Source organism: bacterium (assembly GCA_036382775.1).
In the GTDB taxonomy this organism is placed as follows: Bacteria; Hydrothermota; Tepidihabitantia; order SM23-42; family JAOAFX01; genus DASVHD01.
In genome coordinates this window covers 20,161-41,238 of sequence record DASVHD010000048.1, presented here as the reverse complement: position 1 = coordinate 41,238, position 21,078 = coordinate 20,161, and the positions used below count along the sequence as shown (strand labels likewise).

Here is a 21,078-nt window from a genome sequence, read left to right as displayed (position 1 = left end):
TGCGAATTGAACGAATGACAGCGAATATCACGAATATCATAGAAAGCGAATCCTGCGAATGATAGCGAATAATTCGAATATTTTTAAAAAGATCATTCGTACCATTCGTGATATTTTTATTCGGAATATTCGTCATCATCATCTCATTATCTCCACGAACGCTTCCAGCCGCGTCCTGAGCTGTTCGGTGACGCCGGAAGGCATGGGTATGTCGATCGACACGACTGGGACTTCCGTTATCATGCTTTCAATGAGCCGCGTCTCCATGGCGCAGTGTGAAGCTCCCAGCATATTGGTGATCAGTACCCCTTTGATCTTGCGTTCGCGCGCCGCCTGCCTGATCCGCTCCACCCTTGCTTGTGTCGAACCGATCAGGGACGCCTGGTAGAACGCCCGCGCTAGCGCTCTGAAAGGTTCGATATTCTCATCGATCGGTACGAGCGCCTGGTTGATGACGTATTCAGTTTCCACGACTCTGCAGCCGAGGTCTTCCACGATATTCAATAGGATGGGATCGGCTGATGGCGTGACCCAGGCGATGGGAATGGTATCAGCGCCGGCAATGCCGGTACCCTTGTCGATCCGATGCGCCACTGTCTCGTAAAGCATTTCGACGATGCTGATCCATTCGTCGATGTCAGCGTACCCGTACAGGTTCCCGAACTCGACCGTCATCATTTCGAGCGCCGGCAGGGGCGGGCAGGGCGCGTTGCGATTCAGATCTTTTATGCTTTCCACCAGCGTCCGGAGCCGGTTAGCCTTGTGTATACTCTGGTGCAGTCCTGAAAAATCGATGTCTTTCGTCCGCGTGAGCCGGATCATGCGGTCCCAGACCTTCTGGTAATCGTTCATCAAGTAATTTTCAAATCGCGCCCGGTAATCGGCTGCTGTTTCAATCGCCGATTCATGGATACGACGTGCGGGGATCTCGAGCCAAAGCAGCTCGTGGCCCATATCTTCGACCATTTGCATCACGCAAGAATAATCATCGCAAGAAGCGCCGGTAGAAGCGATGAGGAGTTCGGGCCTGGGAAAATACGCTTTCTTGTGAAATGCCGAGATCGCGGCCCTGACAAAACATGCCGCTTCTGGCGCTCCCAGCTGCGTGGCAACGTCCAGCAGGTCTGCCGACTCGCGGAAGAACGGCGTCCACCAGATACATTCCGGATAGAACGGAATGCACTCGGGAAAAGCCATGATAATATAAGGAACAATACCCAGGTCGCCCATTGTGGCAACGACCTTTTTACCTGATTGACGGGCGCGGAACAGCCGTTCTGATTCGTTGAACACAAAACCCCACATCCTCAAGGATGCCAGCGAATTGTCCAGGCGCAGGCGTTTCAGTTCGCGAGCGCCGTAGACCATGAAAGTCGCCGGCGGGGTAAGGTAAGTGCCCCATGACTTGTTGCCGTAGTAACAGTACTTCTGGATCAGGTCGTCGCCGATATGGCGGAATTGCTCGCTCCACTGCGCCAGTGATATTTTCCGGGGGGCCGGGTCAATAAAGCGTTTATTTTTTACTGCCATGGCTTGCTCCGATCATTTCGGCGAATGCCTCGATCCGTACTTTCAGCTGGCTGAGATTCTGCGCTGAAAAATCGCTTCGGACCTTGAGCAGGGGAAGGTTCAGCATACGCTCGATCTTTTTCAGCTCGAATTCATAGCTGTCGCAGTAATCAAGCGTATGTGCCACCACGCCCGCGCATTTTAATTCATGCGCGCGCTTGGCTGTCCAATTATAGAAATCCCGGTTGGGGCGTTTGAAGATACAGGGTGGTTGATGGTAATAAGCTTTTTTAAGACCCTCAAGACAGGGATCGGTCGCGCGCAGGCTCAACATCCTGGACAGGCCGCAATTAAAGTCCCCGGCAATTCTCAGGTGTGATTCGAGCAACTCGAGCAAAAAGCCCGATTCGTAGACCAGGGGGCTGCCCAGCAGGTAGACCCGCGGTTTGTCCGTCGGTTCAGGCTTAACGGTCTTGGGGATATCCTGGATCCTGCCTGTGAAATAATATCCGGCAGACCGCTGAAATTCGAAAGTCGAAACGCGGGACGGCAACGCGGCGCGCTGCCCATCGATGTCGCGAAGCTGGTCCCGGGCTTGTTCCCAGCGTCCTATTTCCGGCCTCAATGTCTGGTCATTGATCTCTTTGCCTGAAAGGCGCTGCAATTCCCCAACCAGCCAGTCGATCTCGTCGCTATACATTTGATAATTATCAGTACGCGGGTTGTTCACAAGAAACGTGGGAACACCGATTGCGCGGTCAAGAACATCGAACATGCGGCGCGCCATATCGCAGCCGGTCGTGCCCACGAGCGCGGCGAAGCGTTCACGGTTTTCCAGGATGAATGAAACGTTCGATTTTACCAGCGGGCAGGCGTCGATCCGGAGGCGGTCGTCGCTGCGGCGCGCCAGGTCGATGGTCCCGTGCAGAAGACGGTACGGTTGGTATCCGGTCGCGCTCAGGATCTCGACCGGCGTATAAGAACACGTATATCCGATGAGCTTTACCTGTTCCATGGTGCCAGCTGCAGCGCCTTGACAAAGCGCTGCTGAAAATCCGGCTGCATCGCGAGTTCAATGTGCCGGCTGCGTCCGCGTATGATCTCCGCATCCTTATGCACGCGGTCATCACAGAGCGCGCTGACCGCGCCCTTTAGCGGCAGGTCGCGCTCAAGACGCACTGCTCTTAGACCGGTCGGGATTATACCGATCTGATAGAGCGAGGCAATTCGGAGGTGCGATCCGAATTCACCGGTGATGACGGCATCGGTGATATCACTCGCGCCGACCCCGGCGTGTTCCATGAGGAACTCCAAGCCCGTATGGATGGCGCCGATCGCCAGCTGAAGCTGACGAATGTCCCCCTGTCCAACGCTTATACCGCTGACCTTGACCGTCCTGGTCAATCGTCCGTGTCTGGTCAGCCATCCGCGTCGCAGCAGGACGGCGAGCAGGTCGATCAGCCCGGAAGCGCAGATACCATGCGCCTTTTTATTGCCGATAGTATGGACCCGAAAACACCTGTGCCCTGCATCCGTGATCGCATCAATGGCACCTGGTATTGCCAGGCTGCCGCATTCCAGACCGGCTCCTTCAAAAGCAGGGCCGGCCGCCGCCGAAAGGGCGTGTATCCGGCGTTTTGCGAGCAGGGCGATCTCACCGTTGGTGCCCAGGTCGATGTAGAACGAAGCACCGGATCGTTTGTGCAGTCCGCTGGCGAGGATCCCGGCGATCGTGTCGCCGCCCACGAATCCGCCGATGCTGCCGAAAATGAAAACCGGAGGTTTGTTCCGCCGGATGTTCTTGGTGATGGCACCGGCATACGGGTAGCGCGCCAGTCCCGCCACCGGTTTACCAAGATAGAAGGAGGACATGACCGGATTGCCGGCCACGGCCGTAGGTATGGGCACGGATGCGTCCGCCGCGAACCCGAGTTCTTTCGTGACCGCCGATACACCGTTCAGGAGCCGGCGGCGCAGGATGTCATAGCGACCGCTGAGCGCGGCGCTGATGCGGGTCATGACATCGGCGCCGTCAAAATTTTGGGGATTATAGATCTTGGCAAAGGACAGGACCTCGCAGCGTCCCAGGTCGACGCGTGCACCCTTGATCACGGTCGTGCCCAGGTCCAGGGCGAGACCGCAGCGTCGTATAAAATCCTTACGGGTTAACTCCAAACTGAAAAATTCCAAGCTGGAATCTTTTAAGGATTTCAGGCGTAAGCCTTTTATAAAACCCTTACGGGTAAATTCCAGGCGTGAGCCTTTTATTACGTACTGGCATGCCAGGCGGTATCCCTGCTTTATCATATGCTGTGGTATCAATTTTTTTTCGAGTTGTGTCGGAGCGTTTATCCGGCCTTTCAATTTAACGCGGCACTTGCCGCACCGGCCGTGTCCACCGCAGGCGGCATGGACCATGATTCCTTTTTCAATGAGCAGATCAAGCAGGGTGTTGAAACCCTTACGGGTTAACTCCAGAGAATTCAAGCGTGAGCCTTTTATGGATTTAAGGCATGAGTCTTTTATCACGTAATCTCCCGCGCGAACTGAATCATCGCTTTCACGTTCACCGGGTCAGTCTCTGCCGGCACGTCGCAGGAAGTGCTGATGATCAGCCGGGTATTACCCGCCGCCCGCGAGATCTCGTGTTTGATCTTTTCACGATCGCCCTCATAGATCGTGCTGGTTGACACGCCGCCCATTTTCAGGGTTCTGGTCTCAGGGCTTATATCCTCGACGCTGAGGATATCCGCGCCCACATCGTCAAGCATGGACATGATGGGCAGCGAATTGCCGCAGACATGAATACCGGCATAGCAGCGCCCATTTTTTATTTCTTTGACAAGCATCCGGAGCGGTTCAAAAGCGAACTTCCTGAACAATTCCGGCGAAATGATGCTGGACGATGCCATGGGATCGCCGATAAAAATACCGACGCCCAGCTCGATGAGCCGCGCGATGTACTTATGCTGAAAGTCAAGCGCAACATCGATGAAACGGCGCGCTTTTTCCTCGGCCACGATCAAAAGTTTAAGAAAATGGTCGGTGGTGGCAATGAAAGCGGCCAGTGAAAAAGGACCTTTGACCGAAACGTAAACCGGCACCGGTGCCTTTTTCTTAAGGATCTCGGCGGCGCGAAGGATAACATGCGTGCGGTCGATGCCGCAACTGGCATGGGCGCGGCCGGCGCGGACCGATTTGATCGGCGCGATCGTCTCCACGATCCGGCTGGAAGGCCCGAGCAGTTTAAGGCGGGGACTGAATTCCACGGCGCAACCCAGGGCTTGGGCTTCAACATAGGGATCGGAAAAAATGAGGACCATGTCATAAGCGTATTCCTGGTACGCCTGATAAATGACTCCGGCAAGCTTTTCACCGTCCTGGACAACCTCCTTGAACGGTGTTTTGCATAGCCAGGCGCAGTGATCAGCGCAGACCAGGGGAAAGACGGCGTAATTTTTTTCTTTGTTTATGACCTTGGTGACGCTGTCCATTGTACTGCCAGGGCTTATCCCTTATGCGTTTTGCGGATGATCTTGTCAACGACCGCCAGCGCCTGGATCGCGTCATGTCCATAGCCATCCGCGCCGATACCGCGGGCATAATCATCGGTCAACGGCGCGCCGCCGACGATGACATGCACGGTTTCCCTGATCCCTTTTGCTTCCAGCTGGTCAATGACTCTCTTCATGCCCGTCATGGTGGTGGTCATGAGCGACGACATGGCAAGGATCCGCGGTTTTTCCTGGATCACCGTGCTCACGAATTTATCGCACGGCACATCCTTACCCAGGTCAATGATCTCGTAACCGGATGATTCGCAGACGACCTTGACGATGTTTTTTCCGATGTCATGGATATCTCCTTCCACCACGCCCATGACGATCTTGCCTTTGCGACCGCCGGGCCTATTCTTTTTTATCAACGGCTGGACCAGGTTAAACCCGGCGTAAAAGGCCTCCGCAGCAAGCAGTACTTCCGGCACGTAAAAGACCTTCTCGCTGAAAAGATCGCCGACCTTCTTCATGCCTGGGACCAGTCCATGATCAAGGATCTCTTCGGGATCAATGCCCGAGCCGATAAGTTTTTCCACGATGAGCCTGGCTTTATCGACATCCAGATCGATAATTGCCTGCGTGATATCCGCTGGTGTCATTTTTCTCATCTCCTTAGTTTACCGAGCATAGTCAGAATTTCCGTTTTAGTCAAGTGGCGCAATACGTAAGCAATCCCATGACAAATATGCGGGGTGCGCGTGCGCGCACCCCGCATGAACAAGGTGGTATTGTGCCCGTGTTATTTTTTCGCAATGAACATCCCGCTGCCGACTTTATGCTCTTGCGCTGCTTTGCGCCAGATCGTAACCAGATTCTCGGCAAAACTGTACAGATCAGGGCCGAAATTTTTCATTATGGTCGGTTTCATCTGAACCGTCACCATGTCATGATACTGGTCAAAGCACTTGGCGAAAGACTGAGTGTTATCGATCGCTTCGATATTCTTGAACCCGACTTTCTTGAGCAGCTCTTGATAACCCTTAATACATTCCATGTAGGGGAAAGCCATGGAATCATAGAGGGGTTCGAGCTCTTTGGGCGAAATGTCACCGGTAATTATCCAGTCTGTGAAGCCGATCATGCCGCCTGTTTTCAGAACGCGGTACGCCTCGCGGAGCAACCGTTCTTTGTCCGTGACATAGCACCATGCTTCCTGACCCCAGACGACATCGATCGATCCGGCTTTGAAGGGCAGGTCCATGACGTTGCCTTCGTAAAACTCGATAAATTTCTCAAGACCGGCATCTTTAGTCCGCTGAATGGCCTTTGTCATCATGGTCTTGGTAGCGTCCACGGCTTTGACCGTAACGCCGTATTTCTGGACGATGTGTCTCGCCGGCGCGCCCAGCGCGCTGCACAGGTCGGCGACGACCATGCCTTTTTTCAAGCCCAGTTTCTTCGCCAGGACGTCGGTGGCTTCGGCGCCGCCCGAATGGATCTGCTCGGTCATGACCGCCTCCCAGAGCAGCCCGCCGGGTCCGTCATAGACGTCCTGTACGTCCTTTATCGTGTAGTCTTTCATGTATTTTTCCATAATAACCTCCTTAAGGTTCTTTTGCCAAATCAAAAATCTCCATCCCTTCAAGTGGTTTAGGTGCTACCACCGCTAGTTGCTCCTGAGAAGATGGCTTTCCTATCAGCGAGCCGATAACAAGACCGAGAACTGAACCGATCAATCCAATGATAATGTAACCGAGGTAAGTATCAGCAAACCATTTGGGCTGGAAATTGTGCTTCCAGACATGGTACTCCAAAATATAAAATACAACATTGCCGACAAAACCCATTATCGCGCTCAGGGTCACGCCGAGCTTGTTGGCTTTTTTCCAGAATATCGCGAATGCCGGGATCGCGATCGACGCGGTCAGCACGCCGGATGAGAGGATATAGACATCCATCAACGAAGTAGCGTTGATCGCATACACGAACCCCAGTAATATCGCTATGACAGCAAGAATTCGCGTCCACTGGAGAGCGACAGGTCGCGGTGCTTTCTTGAAGAAAATCGGTTGTATGAGGTCGTACGATAAAGGCATTGCGGTGACATTGGCAAAAGTATCAACCGTTGACATCTGCGATGCGATTATTCCCACGAGCATGAGAATTTGCGCCCATATAGGGAAGTACTTGAGAATTATCGCGGAGATGATACCGGTTGCATCGCTTCCAATCGCGGCAGCGCTAGTTTCCGCACCAGGCGGGAAAAGGACAATTGCGCTAAAGGCGGTGAGCAAAGGGAAAATCAAGACAAAGACAATTATGAGAACGAAACTGAAATATGCCATTCGGTATGCTTGCTTCAGGCTTTTGGCAGCCTGGATTCTTTGCAATAGATCCTGCTCGACCATCCAGCCGGGCAGGTAAGCGAATAGCAGAATAATAGGCATAGCGATGCCGCATGCAAATAACCGAAACATTGATCCCTGTCCATAATAAGGAGTCGCGGTTTCTGCCAGTCGGCCAAGGATGTTTCCCTGGGTAATCCCGCCGGCTGCGCTAAGGCCTACGATTGCGAGAATAACTATGAACGGCGCCATGATAAGGAATTGCGCAACATCGGTGAGCACGTCAGCCCGGAAGCCGCCAAAAAAAGTGTAGAGCATTACTGGAATCACAATGATAATCATGACCGCAACCGGTGAAACGTTGAGGAACGGCGCGCCCAAGTGACCCATCATGTAGAGTTCAGCGCCGGTCCATGAGGTAAAGACAAAGATCGAACAGAGCGCAAAAATATAACGGGTGTCTGTGCCAAACCGTTTTGCCAGTGCTTCGGGCAGGGATATCGCAGGCAGCCGGCGCACGAATGGGACCATCCAGATAATGATGAAGCAGAGTATGAACCAGGGAATGAACAGCATCCAGGCACCGGATAGCCCCATCTGGTACACCATCGACATGCCGTATCCCAGCCAACCCAGCATGAGCCAGCCTGACGTCAGGGATACGGCGAGACGCCAGCCGGGCAGTTCGCGGCTCGCGATCCAGAAATCAAGGATCTGACCGGTCGCGGTCTTGCCACGGGCTTTGTTCCAGCTGACAAAACCCAGTATGATTACTAGCGCTGAGTAGGCGATGGTCGTGATCCAGTAATAAATGGTGTTTCCCATTACTCACCCCCGAACAGGTAATAAATGCCGATTCCACCGCCGCCATAGATGTTCTTCGAGTCGCCGTATGTTTCGACGAGGTCCGCTAGTTCTGAATCGATCAGCATGGCGTAATCGATATCGGCCGAAATCATCAGCCATTTCGCCAGTGGACCCGACGGCGTGAATGTGAGTTTCAGCACCGCGGTTAAGTCGGTGAAGCAGGTTTTGTCAAGACCGTAATAATAAACATTATGATTGCCATCGGCGAATCCGCCTGATAATGTAAGGCTTAATGCTACCGGACCCAGGGGCAAAACCTTGGTGATCGATGGCGAGACATATAGACCTTTGGCTTCCATCACGTCATAGTTTAGGTTCAACGCGGCCTGAAGGACGCCCAAACTGCCTGACACCTTCGCGTAGACCTCGCCGGTTGTCGGAAACGCATCCCCATAAGCAGAGCCCGGATAATTATACAGCGCGAAACCGACAGTGGGTGTCACCGGGCCGACTGGCCGCGTGTAATCGAGGAAGAGTGCCAGATCAGTGAGTGACAGCTGTTTTTCCTTCACGTCGGTCAGGTCCATCGAACCCCACGCGCAGAACGTGAATCCGAACCAGTTGATCCAGGCATCAGGCCAGAGTACCGGATCGGTGTTGAATACGGCGCCGCGCCAGACATACTTGCTTCTTACGGGGATGTCGACACCGACCATGGGCAGCACTGCGGCGCTGCCTATACCTGCCATGACCAGCATGGCGAAGATAGCGTACAGATACTTCCTGCCTCTCATGTTCCTCTCCTTTCCTTGTTGTTTTATCATTTTATTCTTTGTTAATGCAACCCGCAGCGATCGCGGCGCCGATGGCGCCGACGATCTGCGGTTCGTCGGGCACAAGCAGTTTCCTTGCCAGGTTCTTTTCCAATAAAGAAACGATGCACCGGTTCTTTGCCACCCCTCCGGCAAAGACGATTTCATCAAGGAAACCTACCCTCCCGATCAACGCCTGCAACCGGCTCACGATGGATTGATGGATACCCAGGGCGATATTCCCTGGTTTCTCACCGCGCGCCAGCAGGGATACGACCTCGGATTCGGCAAAAACCGTACACATGGCGTTAATACTGACCGGCTTTTGAGCCCGCATTGCTTCAATTCCGAAGTCCTCGATCGTATAGCCCAGAGTGTGCGCCATTACCTCAAGGAACTTCCCGGTTCCCGCGGCGCAACGGTCGTTCATTTCAAAATCCTCGACTTTGCCGTTGATGATCTTAATGATCTTGCTGTCCTGCCCGCCGATGTCGATAACCGTGCGGCAGCCTGGAAACAGAAAGTAAGCGCCCAGCGCGTAGGCTTTGATCTCCGTTATCACCGGATATGCAAAATTCTCGTGAGCCAGGTACCGGCCATACCCGGTCGCGGTTATTCGGTCATAGGGGCTTCCATCCAATATAGTTTTTGCGTTTCCCAGCGGATCAGTGCCGGTTTCCACAACCCGGTAATCGGTTATCGAGTGGTTGTCAAGAACGGCAAATTTTATGGTTCTTGAACCAATGTCAAGGCCAGCGCAGCGGATAGGTCCTCTTAGGCGATTTTTTCCAAAAACGCTTCTACCCGGGTTCTTAACTGCCCGGTATCCTCTTCCGAGTAGTCGGTTTCGATCTTCAGGCTCGGTACGTTATTCTGCTTTAGCATGCCATCTACCCTGATGGCCTCAACGTTATAGGTGTGGCAGTATTGGAGAACATATTGAACGACGCCGTCAGCCTTGAAATCCCGCGCGGTTTTTATGATCTTATCAAGGCGGTCATTGTTCGGCGTGAAACAGGAACAATTGATCTTCAGGTAGCGGTCAGCGATCGCCGCGAGCTGCCCTTCCACGTCAGCTGGATTTTCGTCCACGAGATCATCATAGTAGCGAAGGCCCGTGCAGGTTTCGTCGGCGACCACGGCCGCGCCGGCGTTTTCGATTAGTGAATGAAGTTTCCAGTTACCCATGACCGCGGGACATCCCGAGATCATGATCCGCTTGACACCTTTGGGAAACGGCGAGATCCCCTGCTCGGTCCGCATTTCAAGCTCGCGGTTCAGTTCCTCAAGACGCTGAGTGAACCTCACCGGTTCGTCGTTCAGGGCCGCCTGCATGACGACCAGCGCGTCAAGCCCGCTGATCGGCGGCGGGTTCTGGCTGCGGAGACGGCTCAGACGCTGCAGGCCGCGGCGTTTGTTGTTTATAATCTTTATGGCCACGCCGAGTTTTTCGGCGGTCAGTTTTTTTTCGGCAAGCTGTTCCAATTTGCCGGCGAATTCGTTGACCTCGTTAAGCCAGAGGTGGGTGTCGATGATACCCTTTTTCTGCGGTAGTTCCATGATGTGAAAATTGACTTTTTGGGCAAGAATGTCCCAGGTTTTCTTTTTGGCATCACAGGTCGTCTCGCCGACCGCCATGCTTTTTATCGGAGCGTACGGACACGTTTTGGAAAAAGCCAGGCCCAGCGTTGACTTGATCAGGGGACAGATATCGCGGGGAAACGTTTTTTCCGCGTAAGGTACAGAAAAATTAGTGCCCCCGCACAGCGCGACCGGGACGATATCGACCGCCAGTGCGATCTCGTCGGGTACGTAAATGCAGAAGGTACCGATCATTTTATTGCCTTTTTTCTTTTCTGCTATGATCTCGGCGATCCTGCCGCCGTGTGATTCATGCAGGACAAGGTCAAAATACGCCATGCCCGCCGGCCGGTTTTTCTGGTTGGCAACCGTTTTCCGGAACTGATCGTTGATCGAAGCCAGAACTTCATTATGGAGCTTGACGTCCAGTCCCAGCTCCTGCCACATTTTTTTGTGGTTTTGTACTGCAGGGTCTTTATTCATACCGCCTCCTTAATAAAATCAGTAAACATCATACTTTTCCACTCTCGCACTACCTTATAAGCGCTTTAAATAAGCTGGTTTTTTATGCGGACACAACTCCAGAAGCTGGATCGTATTTTCATTTTTCCGGTAGAAAACGCGCCAAAAATATGAGATCCTGAGGTGCCGGAGATCTGCTTTTTCTTTGATCTGGACATCGCCCAGCCCGCTGGACGGTATCCTGAACACTAATTTAGTCAGCGCATCAATGACCTGTATCTTTAATTCATCGGTTATGCAGTATTTGTTTGTGGATCTGGTGAATCGAGCCGTGCAATCCATGTTCATCGGCGGCTCATTTTTCTTTCGATACTGGACCATCGTCGGAGTGAGTCTGTAATACAGCTCGATGCAGGTGTCAAGATCAGGCCAGGCAGCCAGCACCATGCGTTGGTTGAGTTCTTCATCGTCCGTTTCGTCGTTCCAGCGGATCTTTTTACGACGGGCATAAAGCATGATCTTCACACTTTTTTTCACGGGGTAATCCTGCGATGCCAAGATCGCCGGAATGATCCGGCGTTATCCGGCAACCCTGTGTTTTTAGCTGATGGAAGCTTTATTGGGTGGGCTCGACCGAGCCCCAAGCATTGGCGAGTCATTTGTTGCCCCGCCATTGGGAACTAGTGTCTATATTTTTTGGTTTTTGTATGTGTTTGTTGCTTGGTGTATGGTGCTTGGTGCTTATTGTGCAGACCCGACCGGGTCTTTGTTCCCGGCCAGTCATTTGAGTTCCCCTGAAATAATCAAAATATGCATCTTTACTCTATTCATTAGTAAAATTATATTTATTTTGCGGGCAATGTCAAGAGCGAGATTTCATCGCAATTGTTCAAAACTTAGTTGAACAAATGTAGCCGCAACCTTTAGGTTGCGAAGTCACTTTAAATTTCAATAGATCTTTACGCAGGCTGAAGCCCGCGGCTACAACTCTACCGAAAATTGAATAATTACATTTCATCGCTCTCTAAAATGTACTACCCGGGGTATATCGGATATGCTTGTTCCCCAACCCCGGGTAGACCCCAATGCCACTAACCATATTTAAATACAAGAACCGGGATAAAATATTCCCGGCTCTTGATAAAGGTGAGCTGTCTGTTTATCAGCGCGAGGGTAGGTGCTCCTCGACTTTCCTGATCGATTCCGTCGTAACTTTTGCTTTGGCAAACAAGCCTTCAATGCTGGCGCGGTCAGGAGCGCTCCAACAGCAGATCGCCTGGCCGTGTTCTTCATCAACATAAGCCCTTTCCAAGGTCATACCGCTTCCTACAGAAGCAGCACAGACCGTTTTTCACGTGTTATTTACCATATCTTTAGGCAAGGGTGCGAGGGTTATCAAGTATTTGGGCATACTGACCTCCTCATGGTTTCACGATCAAATGGCCGGCTTTTTCCGATGTCACGCGGCCGATGATCGCCACATTTTTGTCTTTGCAGCTATCCAGAAAGGTGCTGACCTTTTGTTCCGGCAGGACAATAGCCATGCCACCTGATGTCTCCGCCCCGAAGATAATGGAGAATAGTTCATCGTTACCGCTGGCATTCTGCACATTACTGCCGAACGCGTTCATATTCATCATTATGCCCGGTTCCGAGATGCCGCTTTTATAGATCTCCAACACCCGTTCATGAACGGGTATCTTCGAAAGATAAAGCTCGATCCCCGTATTACTGGCCTGCGCCATTTCGACCAGGTGTCCGGCCAGGCCATAGCCAGTGATATCCGTACCGGCATCGGCTTCGGCGCGACGCGCCGCGAGCGATGCTTCGCGGTTCAGTGTGGTCATGGCCGCGACCACGGGCGCCATTTCTTCAAGGGGCAATTTGTCAAGGATGTAAGCATGGAGAATAGTGCCCACGCCGACCGGTTTGGTGAGGAGAATGACATCGCCGGGTTTAGCCGCAGCGTTGGTAATTATCCGGCTGGGATCGATATAGCCGACCACAGACATTCCATATTTGATATCCGCGTTGTTGAACGTGTGACCGCCCACGATCGTGACCCCGGCTTCCTGCGCCTTGTGCTGCCCGCCCCGCAGTATTTCGCCGAGGTCCTTGGGATCGCCATTCATGGGAAACCCGATGATGTTGAGAGCGATCTTCGGATCACCGCCCATCGCGTAAACATCTGAGATGCAATTGGCCGCCGCGATTTGACCGAAAATGAACGGATCTTCCACGACCGGCGCCAGGATGTCGATCGTGTACACAAGGGCCAGTTCATCGCTGATCCGGTAAACGCCCGCGTCATCGGCCGTGTTCAACCCGACCAGAAGATCAGGATCTTCGATCTTGGGAAGCGCGGATAGAGCCTGCGCCAACTGCGCAGCCGACATTTTGGACGCTCAGCCGGCGCATTTGATAAAAGATAATATTCCTTTAGGCATGCGATTGTCTCCTGTTTTACTGATAACCTTTCTGAGTAGAGTATAACAAAATACCGCGTTAAGTCAAGCAATCGAAACAAACCTTTTGCGGAGCGTCTGCCCGCATGGCTCTTGACGAAAGAAACTTTCTGGTTATAATGCGCTGTGGCGGAAACAGGAAAGAAGGTGATCATTGTCGAATCACCGACAAAAGCGAAGACCATTAAAACCTACGTGGGACGCGCGTTTACGGTTGTTTCATCCAAAGGTCATGTAAAGGACCTGCCGAAGTCGACGCTCGGCGTCGATGTCGATAACAACTTCGAGCCGCGTTATATCAAGATCAAAGGAAAGTCCAAGATCATCCAGGAGATCAAGAAGGCGTGCAAAAAATCCACCGAGATCTTTATCGCGTCCGATCCCGACCGCGAAGGCGAGGCGATCGCTCAGCACCTCGCCGAGGAACTGAATTCACAGGCCGCCAATATTAAGCGGGTTTTATTCTATGAGATAACGCCGGATTACGTCAAAAAAGCCCTGCGTTCGACGACTTCGATCAACAAGAACCTGGTTGAAGCCCACAAAGCGCGGCGCGTGCTTGACCGGATCGTCGGTTACTACACGAGTCCGATCCTGTGGAAAGTGCTCAAGCGGGGGCTTTCCGCCGGCCGCGTGCAGAGCGTCGCACTGCGCCTTATCTGCGAACGGGAAAACGAGATCCGGGCATTCGTGCCGACGCCCTACTGGAATGCGGTCGCCGAGTTCGAGACCGATAAGAACGAAAAATTCAAAGGGACGCTGTGGCGTATTGACGGCGCGGTCCGCAAGATCGCCAACAAGGACGAGCTGGCAAGGTTTGAGAGTTTTCTAAAACAGGATACACGGTTCCCGGTCGTTACCTTCCGAAAAACGAATCCGGAACGGGTTCCGCCGCCGCCGTTCATCACTTCGAGCCTGCAGCAGGAAGCTTCGCGAGAGTGCAATCTCCCGCCGGCGAAGACCATGAGCATCGCCCAGGGTCTGTACGAAGGCGTGAAACTGCCGCAAGGAATGATCGGTCTCATAACCTACATGCGGACCGATTCGGTGCGCGTCAATGCCCAGGCACTGGAAGAATTACGGGAATACATCGGCGGCAAATACGGAAATGAGTACCTGTGCAAGGAGATAAGAACCTACAAGGACCGGAAAAATACGCAGGCTGGTCATGAAGCCATCCGGCCGACCAAAATGAATCTCGAACCGGACACGATCAAGGAACACCTGACCCCGGATCAGTACGACGTGTACAAGCTTATCTACAACCGCTATGTCTGCTCGCAGATGGCCGCCGCGCGGTATGCCATGAAGGAGGCGATCCTGGAGCACATGGGTATTGGTTTCAAGTCGGAAGAGATGAAGCCGGTGTTCCTGGGCTACCAGCTCCTATCCGGAGACCCGATCGATCGCGGGTTCGTGCCCGAGCTCAAGGTCGGTGATTCAGTGCGTCTCTGCGAAGTGACCTACGAAGAAAAGCAGACCGAACCGCTGCCGCGGTTCACCGACGCGAGTTTAATTAAAAAACTTGAGGACAACGGGATCGGCCGCCCGTCCACCTATGCGCACATCCTGCAGACCTTGTTCTACCGCCGCTACGTGACCAGGGAGGCCGGCAAGATCGTTCCCAGCGAGCTGGGATTTGAGGTCTATAAGATCATAATACCCAAACTCTCGAATATTTTCGACGTTTCGTTCACAGCCCGGATGGAAGAGGAACTTGACCAGGTGGAGAATGGAAAGAAAATCTGGCAGGACGTGGTGCGGGAATTTTACGACCCGTTCGTCGTGTCGCTTGAAACCGCAAAAAAAGAATCCGAGAAGGTCAAGGACAGCATGACTCCGGTCGTTGATAAGCAGTGCCCAAAATGCCAGAAACCGCTGGTTGTGCGCTGGGGTAAATACGGAAAATTCCTCGCCTGCTCCGGGTTTCCGGAGTGCAAATATTCCGAGAACCTGGCGGTGGAGAAAACCGATCGGAAATGCCCGAAATGCGGCCGGGACCTGATCGTCAGGCACGGCCGGTTTGGCGAGTTCCTGGCATGTTCCGGGTACCCGGACTGCCGATACACTGAGAATAAGACCCACGGCACCCCCTGTCCAATCTGCAGCGGCGATGTTTCCGTGATAACCGGCAAGCGGGGCAAGCTGTACCGCTGCAAGGCCTGTGGTTTTTCTTCGTTCTATCCACCGGTTGACGAGAAGTGCACGGTCTGCGGCAAGGGTCTTATCCAGAAAAAAAATAAGCGGGTCTGTCCGGTCTGCAGTGTGAAGAAGACAAGCGAAAAACCGCCGAACGCTTCCTGACCCATTGTGGTGAATTCGTCCCATTCGGTATCATTCGTGTAATTCGATAAAAGTGATCCGTTTTGGTTTTCATATTTCGATCGCCCAGGGGTTTGCCCGCGTCACGGCACGCGCACTGGAGCGCCAGTGCCAAACGGTCCAGATCTTTTCACGCAACCCCCGGGGTTGGAAATATAATGCCCTGAACCGCGAAGATTGCGCGGTGTTTGTAAAGGACCTGGCGCAGGCATCGATAGCGCCGGTGTTCGTTCATATGCCGTACCTGCCGAATCTGGCGATCCCAGAATCGAAATTTCATGACCGCGCCGCTGACTCGCTGCAGGAAGAACTGCGCCGGGCTGAGATCATTGGAGCCGGATATGTTATCATGCATGCCGGATCGTCGGTCGACCTTAAAGCAGGGATCAGGCAGATGATTTCAGGCATAAACCGGGTTCTTGAAACGGTCAGGAACAAAGTAGCGGTACTGATCGAGAACACTGCCGGAAGGGGAAATGAGATCGGGCATCGGTTTGAACACCTTGCCGAGATCACCGGTGGCATCAAGGACCGTTCGCGCATCGGCATAACGCTGGACACGGCGCATGCCTTCCAAGCCGGATATGACCTGCGCTCGAAGAACGCCGTGGATCGCACATTGAAGGAATTCGACCGCGTGATCGGTTTTGAAATGCTCGAACTTGTCCATTTTAACGATTCCCGGACCGCGCTTGGGTCCCGCCATGACCGGCATTGGCATATCGGCAAGGGTGAGATCGGAAAAGGCATGGGCTATATCGCGAACCACCCGGGCCTGAACGGCAAACCGTTCATCATGGAAACTCCGCGCATGACTCTCAGCGATGACCTCATGAACATGGCAGCGGCAGGAAAATTTGTTAATAGGCGCGCGAAACCATGAACCGACCGCATCAGTATCAGCAGAACAGGTCTTGACCGGCGTTCAAATTTAGATATAATAATGATAGACTTGAATTTATGCTGCAAATTCTCACCAAGCCGTCCATATTCATGATTTTTCAATGATTTGGCAGCGGGTGAGCCGAAGGGTATTGATGAAAATAAGCGTCGACGTCCACAAGGCAGCTATGGCGATGACGAGAAGGAGGTTTCATTGGCCCATGCATATACACCGGGATTAAAAGTCCTGGCATATACGGTACTTGAAAAACAAAGACGTCTGCCGTTACCAGGAGATATTCTTGTTAAACCGGGGGAGAAAGTTAACGCTGAAAAGATCGTGGCGCATACTTCCCTGCCCGGCAATGTCCAGACGCTCAATGTCGCCGGCTTATTGGGAAGCCTGCCTGACGAGATCGATGATGTCATGCTCAAAAAAGTCGGGGAAGACATAAAAAAAGATGAAATTATCGCCCAGAATAAAGGGCTTTTTGGTCTGTTCAAATCTTCCGTTAGAAGTCCGATAACTGGAAAAGTAGAGAGCGCGTCCAAGATCACCGGTCAGGTTATACTGAGGGAGCCGCCGATCCCGGTCGAGGTCATCGCGTATATCGACGGCGAGGTTTCGGAAACCTACAAAAATGAGGGCGTAACCGTACGGACAAAGGGGAGTTTTGTTCAGGGGATCTTCGGTATTGGCGGCGAGACGATCGGCGAGCTCGCAATGGCGACGGATAAACCGGATAAAGTGCTGACGGAAAACGACCTGAGCGAGATCTTTCGGGGTAAGATCGTCATCGGCGGTTCGATGATCACTTATGACGCAATGGTCAAGGCGCGCACGGTCGGCATCAAGGGCGTGATCGTGGGCGGTATCGAAGACAACGATCTGAAAAAATTCATGGGTTACGATATCGGCGTGGCGATCACGGGTTCTGAAAAGGTCGGGCTTACACTGATCGCGACCGAGGGTTTCGGAAAATTGAACATGGCCGACCGCACGTTCAACCTCCTTAAGTCGCTTTGCGGCAACAAGGCGTCGATCAACGGCGCGACGCAGATCCGCGCCGGCGTGATGCGACCGGAAGTGATCGTGCCCCTCGAAGAGCGGGCGGACCGAAAGACATCGCATATCTCAATGGGCAGCGGTATGGAGATCGGCATGTCAGTGCGGATAATCCGGGAACCGTATTTTGGCGCCATTGGAAAAGTCGTTAACCTTCCGGTTGCCCTGGAAATTATCGAAACTGAAGCAAAGGTAAGGGTCCTGGAAGTCGAACTCCCCGATAAAAAGCGGGTGGTCCTGCCCCGGGCTAATGTCGAGATAATCGAGGAGTAATTGAACCATGAGTATTCTGTTGTGCCTGCTTATTGCCAATGCCGGCGTATCGTCGTTGCTTATGCCAGCGTCGCCGGCCGGCGTCATCACCGCATTTTCCGCATCAAGCGGCGGTGAGGCCGTTTTTTACAACCCCGCGCACCTCGTCGCGGGCGATGATTTCCGTTTAACCTGCTACTACAATCATCTTTACGTGGGGATGAAAAGCATATCGCTCGCTTTGTGCCGGCGGTTCAATGACCGCGATTTTGGCCTTTCGATCACAAATTTCGATTACGGGGATATCGAACAGCATCCTTATTATCCTTCCGATGATTCAATGGCATACTATTCGGCGAATGATTTTTCGCTCGGCATCAGCGGCAGCACCAGGGTTTCTTCAAAGGGCAGGGTCGGTTTGACGGTCAGGTATATCGCGGAAAATATCTACGTCTATGGAGATCAGACCCTGGCATTTGACGGCGCGTTGGCGTACGAGGGAACGGGGTTCAATTTTGGTTTTGGTGCGACCAATATCGGATATAAATTGACGATCAACAACGAAGATGTGAACCTGCCCGCGAAACTGAGCGCGGGCGGTTCCGTGAATGTCAAGAAGGCGGTAGCCTGTTTTGACGTGCATTACCTGATCAACAGCGGGTCGTTCGAATTCGGTCATGCCTGGCGTATCCCGGTGGTGCCGGTCATGGAATGCCGGGTCGGGATCAATTACCGACAGCGTTTTTATCCCGGTTTCGGTGTCGTCGTCACGGCGGGCACGTTCACGGTCGAATACGGCGCTGCTTTGTACCCATACAACCTTGGATTGGTTAACACGGTGGGCGTCGGATTATCCTTTTAAAGGGAATGAATGCTACGAATGAGTGAACGAGTAAGACGAATGACGGCGAATGAATTTTGTCACTCCTGTCCCGTATCGCAGTACGGGATAAATTCCAACAGGAGTCCAGGAACAAAAGACTGGATTCCCATTTTCATGGGAATGACAGGCAACAGCGAGATAACGTCATGAATGGTCTGTGGCTGGATTTTGAGCGCCCGATAATCGAACTGGAGACCAAGATCGCCGAGCTTGAAAAACTGCCGGGCGTCGATGATGAGATCGAGCGGCTCAGGGCTCAGGCCGACCGGTTGCGCAAAAAGATCTACTCCAACCTTACCCGCTGGCAACGCGTTCAGCTGGCAAGGCATCCAAGACGGCCCTATGCTGCTGACCTGATGAAGCTCATTTTCAACGATTTTATCGAACTTCACGGCGACCGCAGGTTCAGCGACGACCCCGCCATTATTGCCGGCTTGGCGAAGCTTGATGCGCACAGCCTGATCTTGATCACCCAGCAGAAGGGCAGGGATACCAAGGAGAAGATAAGGCGCAATTTTGGCAGCCCGCACCCCGAGGGGTATCGCAAGGCGCTGCGGCTTTTAAGGTTTGCCGGTAAATTCAACCTGCCCGTTATTACATTCGTGGACACGCCTGGCGCGTATCCGGGCAAAGGCGCGGAAGAGCGCGGACAGGCAATGGCGATCGCCGAGAACCTTCTGGAGTTCGCCGCGGTGCGCGTGCCCGTGATCGTTACGATCATCGGAGAAGGCGGTTCGGGCGGTGCTCTGGCCATTGCTCTTGGCGACCGTGTGCTGATGCTGGAGAACGCGGTCTACTCGGTCATTACGCCTGAAGGGTGCGCTTCGATCCTGTGGCGCGATTCGTCGCGCAACAAGGAGGCCGCCGAAGTGCTAAAGACCACGGCTCAGGACCTTAAACGATTCAATGTTATCGATGAGATCGTTCCGGAACCGGTCGGTGGTGCCCATTTTGATTTCGAGACCACCGCGCGCAACATTAAAAAGGCATTGGCGCGCAACCTGGAAGAATTGAAAAAACTGGCGCCGGATGATCTGGTCAAGCAAAGGATCGACAAATACCGTCAGATGGGAGTTTACAAGACCTAATGGCACTCGAAGGCAATTTAGAAGATTTTGAGCTGACCGACGTCTTCCAGCTGATCCAACTGGGAGCCAAGGACGGCAGCCTGCGCATCCAGACGTTCGCGGACGTGGGCGTCGTTTACTTTAAGGGCGGCATGGTCGTCCACGCCAAGACGAATACGATCAAGGGGGAGCCCGCGATCGACACGATCCTGAGCTGGAAGCGCGGAAGGTTCGTGTTCAATCAGAGCGAGGAGAGTTTTGAACACACGGTCGACCTGCCCATTCAACAGGTAATACTGGAAGCCGCCCGGCGGATCGATGAGTTGAACAAACTGCAAAAATTGATACCTTCGTTCGACGTCGTGGTCAGGATCGTCGAGGTTCCGGATGCGGGAGTGGAGAAGATCAACTTGAGACCTGAAGAGTGGAAGGTCCTGGCGTTCGTGGACGGTACATTGACGATCAGCGATATTGCCAGGCGCGTGAACATTTCCGAATTCGAAGCTTCTAAAGTCCTTTATGGTCTGATCTCAACCGGGCTGCTCAGGATCGTACCCAAGACAACGGAAGAGAAAAAGTCAACGGTCGCCGCGCCCACGATCGTAATTCAGAAAGACAAGGAAGATGACGACAAAAAGGGCGGTCTGTTCGGGATCTTTAAGAAAAAATAAACAGGGGGAACGGATCATGGAGAACGAAAAAGGTCTGGTAAAGATTGTCGGCATCGATGAAAGCCGGATCAAACAGCATTCGACCAACCCCCGGTATATAGAACTTCCTTTCACATTGACCGGGAAACCGGATGAATTGTGGATCGGGATCTGCGTCAAAGAGTGCGAACGGGTGCAGCAGCAGAACAAGCGCCGGATGTTCATAACCGACAACCTATTCACGATCGTCGTGAACATGGATGACGACCTGGCAGAACAGAAAAGGATCGCTGAACAGATCGTCAAGGAAGCCAATACAAAATACACGGACCTGCTGCAAAAAACCAGGGAGCAGGAAGAGCAGCTCAAGCAGGAAACCCAGCGCAATGAAGCCATGCTCGTTGATTTCAAGAACCGCGCGAAAAAACTGTTCCCGCAATGATCGCGCGCGAAGAAACGATGGTAACGGGGGCATGAA

Annotated in this window: 20 protein-coding genes; 7 read left to right on the top strand and 13 right to left on the bottom strand. The window is 53.0% G+C overall.

What is annotated here, in order from left to right; genetic code table 11:
- Positions 1 to 138 precede the first annotated feature (138 nt).
- From VF399_12440 to selD, 13 genes are all read right to left on the bottom strand, one after another.
- On the bottom strand, positions 139 to 1,530 hold the full coding sequence (locus tag VF399_12440; protein HEX7321149.1) for a 2-hydroxyacyl-CoA dehydratase family protein: 1,392 nt from the start codon (positions 1,528 to 1,530) through the stop codon (positions 139 to 141).
- Positions 1,514 to 2,524, bottom strand: coding sequence for a 2-hydroxyacyl-CoA dehydratase family protein (locus tag VF399_12435; GenBank protein ID HEX7321148.1), 1,011 nt, complete (start codon positions 2,522 to 2,524; stop codon positions 1,514 to 1,516). Before VF399_12435 ends, VF399_12440 begins: the two co-directional genes overlap by 17 nt.
- Positions 2,512 to 4,038 carry an ASKHA domain-containing protein gene (locus tag VF399_12430; GenBank protein HEX7321147.1) on the bottom strand — a complete coding sequence of 509 codons (1,527 nt, stop codon included), beginning with the start codon at positions 4,036 to 4,038 and terminating at the stop codon, positions 2,512 to 2,514. The genes VF399_12435 and VF399_12430 overlap by 13 nt, the downstream gene beginning before the upstream one ends.
- Positions 4,035 to 5,003 (bottom strand): uroporphyrinogen decarboxylase family protein, encoded by a 969-nt coding sequence (locus tag VF399_12425; protein ID HEX7321146.1) that lies wholly within the window; start codon positions 5,001 to 5,003, stop codon positions 4,035 to 4,037. The genes VF399_12430 and VF399_12425 overlap by 4 nt, the downstream gene beginning before the upstream one ends.
- A gap of 14 nt (positions 5,004 to 5,017) precedes the next feature.
- Positions 5,018 to 5,665, bottom strand: coding sequence for a corrinoid protein (locus VF399_12420; protein ID HEX7321145.1), 648 nt, complete (start codon positions 5,663 to 5,665; stop codon positions 5,018 to 5,020).
- Between the two features lie 140 nt (positions 5,666 to 5,805).
- Positions 5,806 to 6,600 (bottom strand): methyltransferase domain-containing protein, encoded by a 795-nt coding sequence (locus VF399_12415; GenBank protein HEX7321144.1) that lies wholly within the window; start codon positions 6,598 to 6,600, stop codon positions 5,806 to 5,808.
- 10 nt (positions 6,601 to 6,610) lie between these two features.
- Positions 6,611 to 8,176 (bottom strand): sodium:solute symporter family protein, encoded by a 1,566-nt coding sequence (locus VF399_12410; protein ID HEX7321143.1) that lies wholly within the window; start codon positions 8,174 to 8,176, stop codon positions 6,611 to 6,613.
- Positions 8,176 to 8,952: a hypothetical protein gene (locus tag VF399_12405; protein ID HEX7321142.1), complete on the bottom strand. Its 777-nt coding sequence runs from the start codon at positions 8,950 to 8,952 to the stop codon at positions 8,176 to 8,178. The genes VF399_12410 and VF399_12405 overlap by 1 nt, the downstream gene beginning before the upstream one ends.
- Before the next feature lie 31 nt (positions 8,953 to 8,983).
- The gene (locus VF399_12400; GenBank protein HEX7321141.1) at positions 8,984 to 9,715 is read right to left on the bottom strand and encodes an acyl-CoA dehydratase activase; all 732 of its coding nucleotides are present in this window, start codon (positions 9,713 to 9,715) and stop codon (positions 8,984 to 8,986) included.
- A 29-nt stretch (positions 9,716 to 9,744) separates the two neighbouring features.
- On the bottom strand, positions 9,745 to 11,034 hold the full coding sequence (locus tag VF399_12395) for a double-cubane-cluster-containing anaerobic reductase (GenBank protein HEX7321140.1): 1,290 nt from the start codon (positions 11,032 to 11,034) through the stop codon (positions 9,745 to 9,747).
- Positions 11,035 to 11,088: 54 nt separating this feature from the next.
- Positions 11,089 to 11,550 carry a hypothetical protein gene (locus VF399_12390; protein ID HEX7321139.1) on the bottom strand — a complete coding sequence of 154 codons (462 nt, stop codon included), beginning with the start codon at positions 11,548 to 11,550 and terminating at the stop codon, positions 11,089 to 11,091.
- 625 nt (positions 11,551 to 12,175) lie between these two features.
- A complete protein-coding gene (locus tag VF399_12385; protein HEX7321138.1) occupies positions 12,176 to 12,331 on the bottom strand; it encodes a hypothetical protein in 156 nt (51 codons plus the stop codon).
- A gap of 103 nt (positions 12,332 to 12,434) precedes the next feature.
- Positions 12,435 to 13,409: a selenide, water dikinase SelD gene (gene selD, locus VF399_12380; protein HEX7321137.1), complete on the bottom strand. Its 975-nt coding sequence runs from the start codon at positions 13,407 to 13,409 to the stop codon at positions 12,435 to 12,437.
- A gap of 195 nt (positions 13,410 to 13,604) precedes the next feature.
- Between selD and topA the strand changes: the two genes are divergently transcribed.
- From topA to VF399_12345, 7 genes are all read left to right on the top strand, one after another.
- On the top strand, positions 13,605 to 15,782 hold the full coding sequence (topA, locus tag VF399_12375) for a type I DNA topoisomerase (GenBank protein HEX7321136.1): 2,178 nt from the start codon (positions 13,605 to 13,607) through the stop codon (positions 15,780 to 15,782).
- Between the two features lie 52 nt (positions 15,783 to 15,834).
- Entirely contained in the window at positions 15,835 to 16,683 is an 849-nt protein-coding gene (locus tag VF399_12370) for a deoxyribonuclease IV (protein HEX7321135.1), read from the top strand.
- Positions 16,684 to 16,896: 213 nt separating this feature from the next.
- Positions 16,897 to 18,021, top strand: a complete 1,125-nt coding sequence (locus VF399_12365) for a hypothetical protein (GenBank protein HEX7321134.1) — start codon at positions 16,897 to 16,899, stop codon at positions 18,019 to 18,021.
- A 7-nt stretch (positions 18,022 to 18,028) separates the two neighbouring features.
- Positions 18,029 to 18,862 (top strand): hypothetical protein, encoded by an 834-nt coding sequence (locus tag VF399_12360; protein HEX7321133.1) that lies wholly within the window; start codon positions 18,029 to 18,031, stop codon positions 18,860 to 18,862.
- Between the two features lie 167 nt (positions 18,863 to 19,029).
- Positions 19,030 to 19,971 (top strand): acetyl-CoA carboxylase carboxyltransferase subunit alpha, encoded by a 942-nt coding sequence (locus tag VF399_12355; protein ID HEX7321132.1) that lies wholly within the window; start codon positions 19,030 to 19,032, stop codon positions 19,969 to 19,971.
- A complete protein-coding gene (locus VF399_12350; GenBank protein HEX7321131.1) occupies positions 19,971 to 20,621 on the top strand; it encodes a DUF4388 domain-containing protein in 651 nt (216 codons plus the stop codon). The genes VF399_12355 and VF399_12350 overlap by 1 nt, the downstream gene beginning before the upstream one ends.
- 16 nt (positions 20,622 to 20,637) lie before the next feature.
- Positions 20,638 to 21,042, top strand: coding sequence for a hypothetical protein (locus tag VF399_12345; GenBank protein HEX7321130.1), 405 nt, complete (start codon positions 20,638 to 20,640; stop codon positions 21,040 to 21,042).
- Positions 21,043 to 21,078 lie beyond the last annotated feature (36 nt).